The sequence below is a fragment of the Streptomyces sp. MK37H genome (assembly GCF_018035285.1).
Taxonomy (GTDB): Bacteria; Actinomycetota; Actinomycetes; order Streptomycetales; family Streptomycetaceae; genus Streptomyces; species Streptomyces endocoffeicus.
Window position 1 is genome coordinate 1 of record NZ_JAAAYH010000424.1, and the last position, 7,611, is coordinate 7,611.

The 7,611-nt window shown below is 74.0% G+C and carries 6 protein-coding genes; 1 reads left to right on the plus strand and 5 read right to left on the minus strand.

What is annotated here, in order from left to right; all coding sequences use genetic code 11:
* The 5 genes from GWI24_RS36480 to GWI24_RS36500 all read right to left on the minus strand — a co-directional run.
* Positions 1-848, minus strand: an 848-nt coding sequence (locus tag GWI24_RS36480; protein WP_210950329.1) for a glycoside hydrolase family 6 protein, incomplete at its 3' end; no start/stop codon positions are given.
* 205 nt (positions 849-1,053) lie between these two features.
* Positions 1,054-2,205, minus strand: coding sequence for an XdhC/CoxI family protein (locus tag GWI24_RS36485; RefSeq protein WP_210950330.1), 1,152 nt, complete (start codon positions 2,203-2,205; stop codon positions 1,054-1,056).
* Positions 2,206-2,281: 76 nt separating this feature from the next.
* A complete protein-coding gene (pucD, locus tag GWI24_RS36490) occupies positions 2,282-4,678 on the minus strand; it encodes a xanthine dehydrogenase subunit D (RefSeq protein WP_210950331.1) in 2,397 nt (798 codons plus the stop codon).
* Positions 4,679-4,680: 2 nt separating this feature from the next.
* A complete protein-coding gene (locus tag GWI24_RS36495) occupies positions 4,681-5,448 on the minus strand; it encodes a 2Fe-2S iron-sulfur cluster-binding protein (RefSeq protein ID WP_210950332.1) in 768 nt (255 codons plus the stop codon).
* On the minus strand, positions 5,439-6,329 hold the full coding sequence (locus GWI24_RS36500; RefSeq protein ID WP_210950333.1) for a xanthine dehydrogenase family protein subunit M: 891 nt from the start codon (positions 6,327-6,329) through the stop codon (positions 5,439-5,441). The genes GWI24_RS36495 and GWI24_RS36500 overlap by 10 nt, the downstream gene beginning before the upstream one ends.
* A 277-nt stretch (positions 6,330-6,606) precedes the next feature.
* Here GWI24_RS36500 and GWI24_RS36505 point away from each other — a divergent pair.
* A partial coding sequence (locus GWI24_RS36505; RefSeq protein ID WP_210950334.1) for a PucR family transcriptional regulator ligand-binding domain-containing protein occupies positions 6,607-7,611 on the plus strand: 1,005 nt, incomplete at its 3' end.

Below are 7,611 nucleotides of genomic sequence, written 5' to 3' on the forward strand. Positions count from 1 at the left end.
GCGGCCTCCTGGGCCTCCGGGGGCATGGGCGCCAGGAGCTCGGAGGCGTCGGGGCGCGGGTCGGTGGACTGCGGGTCGGCGGGATTCGGGTCCGTGGACTGCGGGTCGGCGGGATTCGGGTCCGTGGGCTGCGGGTCGGCGGGATTCGGGTCCGTGGGCTGCGCGCCCTCCTGGCCGGTGCCGGAGGCGGCCGATGCGGCGGGCGGGGCCGTGGAGGCGCCGGCGTCGGGCAGCGGCGGCAGCTCGGTGGGCGATGTCTCGGCGGCGGGCAGCTCCCCGACGGCGGTCTGCTCGGGCTGCTGCGACTCGACGGCGGTCTCTTCGGCGTTCGAGGCGTCGGCGCAGTCGGAGGGCAGCAGCGCCAGCGAATCGGGTTCGAGGACGATCATCACCTTACGGTCGCCGATGCCCTCGGCGACGGCGTCGATCCACGCCTGGTACGCGGCGAGGCCGTCGGCTCCCCCGCTCGAGTAGCTGCCGCAGTCACGGCCCGGGATGTTGTAGAGGGCGAGGACCGGCAGCCTCCCCTGCAGGCCCGCGCTCCGCGTCGTCCGGCGGACCAGCCGCGTGACCTGCTCCGGGGTCTCGTCCCCGTACCAGACCGCGTGCGGCGTCCGCACCATGGCGAGGAGCCCGGCGGAGTCACGGAAGTCGCCCCGCCAGGCGAGCCGGGCCACCTGGCGGTAGGAGTCCCGGTCGGGCGGCGGGGTGTAGAGGCGGGCCAGGCGCGAGGACTCGTCGTTGTCCTCCGGCACGGCCGCGCTCACCACGGGGCTGATCAACAGGGGCAGGGTGGCCGCGGCCACGACGGCCGTCGACACGGTGAGGATCTTGCGTCTCTTACGCACGTGCGCACTCCAGGGGGCGGCAGGACCAAGGTCGGTTTCTGACTCTCACTCAGAAACCGGCACCCGGCAAATGAACCCTCCGCCAGATGGCAGAGGGTTTTTCCCGCTCAGGAGTGGCCTTATGTCAGACGATCCTTCTGTGATCTGATGTGATTTCAGGTCTACGGATGTCGGGCGACGGCGTTCTACGGCGTTCTACGGCATTTCAGGCGACCGAGCCGATCCGGTCCGAGGGCGCCCGGGTGTCGTGGTGGATCGGGGTCCGGGCACCCGTCAGCGGCGTACCGCTGCCGCCCCGCCGGTTCGCGACGATCTCGCCCGCGATGGACAGCGCGGTCTCCTCGGGCGTACGGGCGCCGAGGTCCAGCCCGATCGGGGAGCGCAGCCGGGCCAGCTCCGGCTCGCCCACACCGGCCTCGCGCAGCCGCCGCAGCCGGTCCCGATGGGTCCGCGCGGAGCCCATCGCGCCGACGTACGCCACGGGCAGCAGCAGCGCCCGCTCCAGCAGCGGGACGTCGAACTTCGGGTCGTGGGTGAGCACGCACAGCACCGTGCGGCCGTCCACCTCGGTCCGGTCAAGATAGCGGTGCGGCCAGTCGACGACCACCTCGTCGGCGTCCGGGAAGCGTAGCTCGGTCGCGAAGACCGGACGGGCGTCGCAGACCGTGACGTGGTAGTTCAGGAACTTCCCGATCCGCACCAGCGCGCTGGCGAAGTCCACCGCCCCGAAGACGATCATGCGCGGCGGCGGCACGCTGGACTCCGCGAGCAGCGTGACGGGCCGCCCGCAGCGGCTCCCCTCGGCGCCGATCTCCACGGTCGCGGTGCGCCCGGCGTCCAGCAGGGCGCGGGCCTCCGCAGCCGCCGTACGGTCCAGCTCGGGGTGGCCGCCCAGGGTGCCGTCCCAGCCGCCGTCCGGGCCGACGAGCAGGGCGCGGCCCAGCAGCTCGGGCGGGCCGTCCACGATCCGGGCCAGCGCGGTCGTCCTGCCCCCGGCGGCGGCGGACGCCGCGGCGGCGAACACCGGGCGCAGCTCACGGTCGGCCGCCCGAACCGGGCTGACCAGGACATCTATGATCCCGCCGCAGGTCAGGCCGACCGCGAAGGCGTCCTCGTCGGAGTAGCCGAAGGTCTCCCGTACGCTCTCGCCGGTGCGCAGCGACTCCTGGCACAGCTCGTACACCGCGCCCTCGACACAGCCGCCGGACACGCTGCCGACCGCCGTGCCCTCCGCGTCCACGGCGAGCGCGGCGCCGGGCAGGCGGGGTGCGCTGCCGCCCACGGAGACCACGGTGGCGACGGCGAAATCCCGGCCCTCCGCGCACCAGCGGTGCAGCTCGGCGGCGATGTCCAGCATGGTGATCAGCTCCTCGGACGGCCATGTGCAGGCCGCCTATATTCGCGTCAACGCGCCGGGTCCGCGAAATCTGCCCTCAGGTGCCGGTCAGATGCTCCGGGCGGACGGGCACGCGCCTCAGGGGGAGGCCCGTGGCGGCGCGGATGGCGGCGACGACGGCCGGGGTGGAGGAGAGCGTGGGCGCCTCGCCGACGCCGCGCAGCCCGTACGGGGCGTGGTCGTCGGCCAGCTCCAGCACCTCCACCGGCATGGCCGGGGTGTCCAGGATGGTGGGGATCAGATAGTCCGTGAACGACGGGTTGCGCACCCGCGCCCCGTCCTGCGAGACGACGATCTCCTCCATCACGGCGAGCCCCAGCCCCTGCGTCGAACCGCCGTGGATCTGCCCGACGACCGACAGCGGATTGATCGCCTTGCCCACGTCCTGCGCGGCCGCCAGCTCGACCACCTTGACCAGGCCCAGCTCGGTGTCCACCTCGACGACCGCGCGATGGGCGCAGAAGGAGTACTGCACATGGCCGAAGCCCTGTCCGGTGCGCAGATCGAACGGCTCGGTCGGCCGGTGCCGGAACTCCCGCTCCAGGTCGATCGCCTGGTCGCCGAGGATCCCGGCGAGGTGGCCGATCACCTCGCCGCCGTCGGTGACCACCTTGCCGTCCTCCAGCCGCAGCCGTTCGGGCTCCGCCCACGCGGGGTGGGAGGCGCCGAACCGTTCGCGGCCCCGCCGCAGCACCTCCGCCCGGACCGCCTCGCAGGCGTGCTTGACGGCGCCGCCCGTCATATACGTCTGGCGGGAGGCGGAGGTGGAACCCGCCGAGCCGACCCGGGTGTCGGCCGGGTGGAGGGTGACCCGGTCGACACCCAGCTCGGTGCGGGCGATCTGGGCGTGCACGGTGACCCCGCCCTGGCCGACCTCGGCCATCGCGGTGTGCACCAGGGCGACCGGCTCGCCGCCGATCACTTCCAGCCGGATCCGGGCGGTGGAGTAGTCGTCGAAGCCCTCGGAGAAGCCGACGTTCTTGATGCCGACCGCATAGCCCACCCCGCGCACCACGGCCTCGCCGTGGGTGGTGTTGGACAGCCCGCCCGGCAGGGCCCGTACGTCCACCGGGCCGCCCGCCGCCTCCCAGGCGCGCTCGGGCGGCATCGGCAGCGCCTTGACGCGGCGCAGCAGCTCGGCGACCGGGGCCGGGGAGTCGACCACCTGCCCGGTGGGCATGGTGGCGCCCTGCGACATGGCGTTGCGCTGCCGGAACTCCACCGGGTCCAGGCCGAGTTCGGCCGCCACCGCGTCCATCTGCGCCTCGTAGGCGAAGCACGCCTGGACGGCGCCGAAGCCGCGCATCGCTCCGCAGGGCGGGTTGTTGGAGTAGAGGGCGATGGCCTCGACGTCCACGTTCTCCACGACGTAGGGGCCGATGGACAGGGAGGCGGCGTTGCCGACCACCGCCGGGGAGGAGGAGGCGTACGCGCCGCCGTCCAGGACGATGCGGCACTGGACGTAGAGCAGCGTGCCGTCGCGGGTCGCGCCGTGTTCGTAGGTGAGCTTGGCGGGGTGGCGGTGGACATGGCCGAAGAAGGACTCGTACCGGTTGTAGACAATCTTGACGGGCCGTCCGGTGCGCAGCGCCAGCAGACAGGCGTGGGCCTGCATGGACAGGTCCTCGCGCGCGCCGAACGCCCCGCCGACGCCGGAGAGCGTCAGCCGCACCTTGTCGGCGGGCAGTCCGAGGACCGGGGCGAGCTGGTCGCGGTCGACATGCAGCCACTGGGTGGCGATGTAGAGGTCCACCCCGCCGTCCTCGGCGGGCACCGCGAGCCCCGACTCCGGGCCGAGGAACGCCTGGTCCTGCATGCCCACCTCGTAGTCCCGGCGGACCACCACATCGGCGCGGGCCCGGGCGGCGGCGACATCGCCGCGCCGGATGGGCTGGCGGTGCACGATGTTCGGGTGTGGCACGTGGGACGCGTGGTGGTCCCGGCGGCCGGGGTGGAGCAGCGGGGCGTCCGGTGCGGTGGCGGTGGCCTCGTCCACGACCAGCGGCAGCTCCTCGTACTCCACCGCGATCAGGGCGGCGGCGCGGCGCGCGGTCTCGGGGTGGTCGGCGGCGACGATCGCGACGGGCTCGCCGTGGAAGCGGACCCGGTCCTTGGCGAGCACGGGCTGGTCGCGGATCTCCAGGCCGTAGTGGGTCCCGGCGGGCAGGTCGTCATGTGTCATGACGGCGTACACGCCGGGCAGGGCGAGCGCCCCGGCGGTGTCGATGGACCGGATCGCGGCGTGGGCGTACGGGCTGCGGAGGGTGAAGCCCCACAGCATGTCCTCGTGCCACAGATCCGAGGAGTACGCGAACTCGCCGGTCACCTTGAGGGTGCCGTCCGGGCGCAGGGTGGACTCACCGACGGTCCCCCGGGTGGCGCCGGTGGCCTGGGTGAGGGTGGTGGGGGCACTGGCGGTGCGGTCGGCTGCCACGGTCAGACCGCCTCCCCGGTGCGGGCGGCCGCGAGCCGGACCGCGTCGAGGATCTTCTCGTAGCCGGTGCAGCGGCAGAGGTTGCCGGAGAGCGCCTCGCGGATGTCGGCGTCGGAGGGGTCGGGGTTGCGCTCCAGCAGCTCATCGGCGGCCACGAGCAGTCCGGGGGTGCAGAAGCCGCACTGGACGGCGCCGGCGTCGATGAACGCCTGCTGGACCGGCGCCAGCGGGGCGGACTCCCCAGGGCGGCCGACCTCGGGCTTCCCCGGGCGGGCCGCCCCCGGCGCCCCCGGACGGGTCGCCTCGGGCACCCCGGGGCGGACCGCGTCCGGCTCCCCGAAGCGGCCTGCCTCGGCGTCCCCGGGGCGCACCGCCTCCGGCTCCCTGGAGCGGCCCGCCGCGGGCTCATCGGGGCGGACGGCCGCAGACTCCCCAGGGCGACCCGCCGCGGGCTCGTCGGAGCGGCCCACCTCACGCTCCCCGGGACAGACGGCCCCAGCCGCTTCCGCGGCGGACCGCTGCCGGGCGTGGTCCGCGAGTCCCTCGACGGTGACCACCTCGCACCCCTCGGCCTGCCCCGCCGCCACCAGGCAGGCGCACACCGGCACCCCGTCCAGGCGGACCGTGCAGGAACCGCATTCGCCCTGCTCACAGGCGTTCTTGGAACCCGGAAGCCCCAGCCGCTCGCGCAGCACGTACAGCAGGGACTCACCCTCCCAGACGTCATCGGCCTCGTACGGCCGCCCGTTGACCTTCATGTTCACGCGCACTGTGCGGTCCTCCCCTCTCCCTCGCGATACGCCTCCCAGGTCCAGCCGAGCGTGCGGCGCGCCATGACCCCCACCGCGCGGCGGCGGTAGGCGGCGGTGCCGCGTACGTCGTCGATCGGGCGGCAGGCCCCGGCGCACAGCTCGGCGAAGCGCCGGACGGCCGACGGGTCGAGGGGCGCGCCGCTGTCCCAGAAGCCGCCCTCCTCCAGCGCCGCGCCCAGGAACTCCTCGGCCTCATGGGCTCGTACCGGCGTGGGCGCGGCCGATCCGATGCCGGTGCGCACGGTGCGGGTGCGCGGATGGAGCGCGACGGCGAAGGCGCAGACCGCGATCACCATGGCGTTCCGCGTTCCGACCTTGGAGAACTGCTGCGGGCCGTCCGCTCGTCGGATGTGCACCGCCCGGATCAGCTCATCGGGCTCCAGGGCATGGCGCTTGACCCCGGTGAAGAACTCCTCGACCGGGATCCGCCGGGTGCCGCGCACCGACGCCACCTCCACCTCGGCCCCGGCCGCCAGCAGCGCGGGGTGGGCGTCCCCGGCGGGCGAGGCGGCGCCGAGATTGCCGCCGACGGTGCCACGGTTGCGGATCTGCGGTGAGCCGACGGTGTGCGCGGCGAGCGCAAGCCCCGGCAGCTCGGTCCGGAGCTCCTCGATGATCCGGGTGTACGGGACGCCCGCGCCCAGCCGGACCGTACGGTCGGTGGTCTCCCACTCGGCCAGTTCGGCGACGCGGGTCAGATCGAGCAGATACTCGGGCCGCCGGTGATCGAAGTTGATCTCGACCATCACATCGGTGCCGCCCGCGATGGGCACGGCGGTGGGGTGCTCGGCCTTCGCGGCGAGCGCCTCCTCCCAGCCGGCGGGGCGCAGGAAGTCCATGGGTCTCTCTTCTCGAATCGTCGGCGTCGGCATCGTGGGGAGGGGGCTCCCGCACGTGGCTGCCGATACCTGGCTCACCACGCGCGGGGCGTCCTCCAAGAACTCTGCACACGGCTCAACGCCAGTAGACCGAGGTGTGGGCCACATGGTGCAGTCACCAAAGACATGAAGCAATTGGCTGGCCAGGGGGCAGGTCTTGTAGATTCGAACGAACGGCGGGGACCGGAAACCTCGCGGTATTCGACCGGCAACACGGAACAAGATCGGCTGGCATCACATGCGGCTGCGCGCACTGCTGGAGAACGACACCCTGGGGCTGCGTCTGCTCGGCGGCGAGGACGAGCTGGACCGCACCGTGCGCGGCGTGATGACCACCGATCTGCGCGACCCCAGCCGCTATCTCTCGGGTGGCGAGCTGGTGCTGACCGGGCTCGCCTGGCGGCGTGAGCCGGAGGACTCCGAGCGGTTCGTCCGCATCCTCGCGGCGGCCGGGGTGGCGGGTCTCGCGGCGGGCGAGGCGGAGCTGGGCGCCGTGCCCGAGGATCTGGTGCTGGCCTGTGGCCGCCATCGGCTGCCGCTGTTCTCCGTGGTCGAGGACGTCGCGTTCGCCACGATCACCGAGCATGTGGTGCGCCAGGTCTCCGGTGAGCGGGCCGGGGATCTGGCCGCGGTCGTGGACCGGCACCGCCGGCTGATGACGTCCGGGCCCGCGGGCGGCGGCCCCGAGGTGGTCCTGGACCTGCTCCGCTCGGACCTGGACCTGACCGCGTGGGTGCTCTCCCCCACCGGCCGCCGGATCGCGGGCCCGACCGCCGCCGGGGCGGCCGCGGAGCCGCCCACGGCGGTACGCGCCCAGCTGGCGGGCGAGCAACTGGCCGCCCGGCGCGACGGGCGGCGCGGCCCGCACCGGCTGACCGCCGCGGACGGCATGACGTACTCCCTCTTCCCCATCCGCAGCGGTGACCCCGGCGACGATGTGCGCGAGACCGTGCTGTCCGACTGGGTGCTGGCGGTCGGCGCGGACGCCGACGAATGGCCGGAGGAGCGGCTGGATCTGCTCTACGGGGTCACCCAGCTGATCGCGGTCGAGCGCGACCGGCGGAACGCCTCCCGCACGGTGCGGCGCAGGCTCGCCCAGGAGGTGCTGGAGCTGGTCCAGTCGGGCGCGCCGCCCGCCGAGATCGCGGCCCGGCTGCGGGTGGCCGCGCCGGTACTGCTGCCGGGGCTCGGCACGGCGCCGCACTGGCAGGTGGTGCTGGCCCGGGTGGAGTGGGGCGTCACG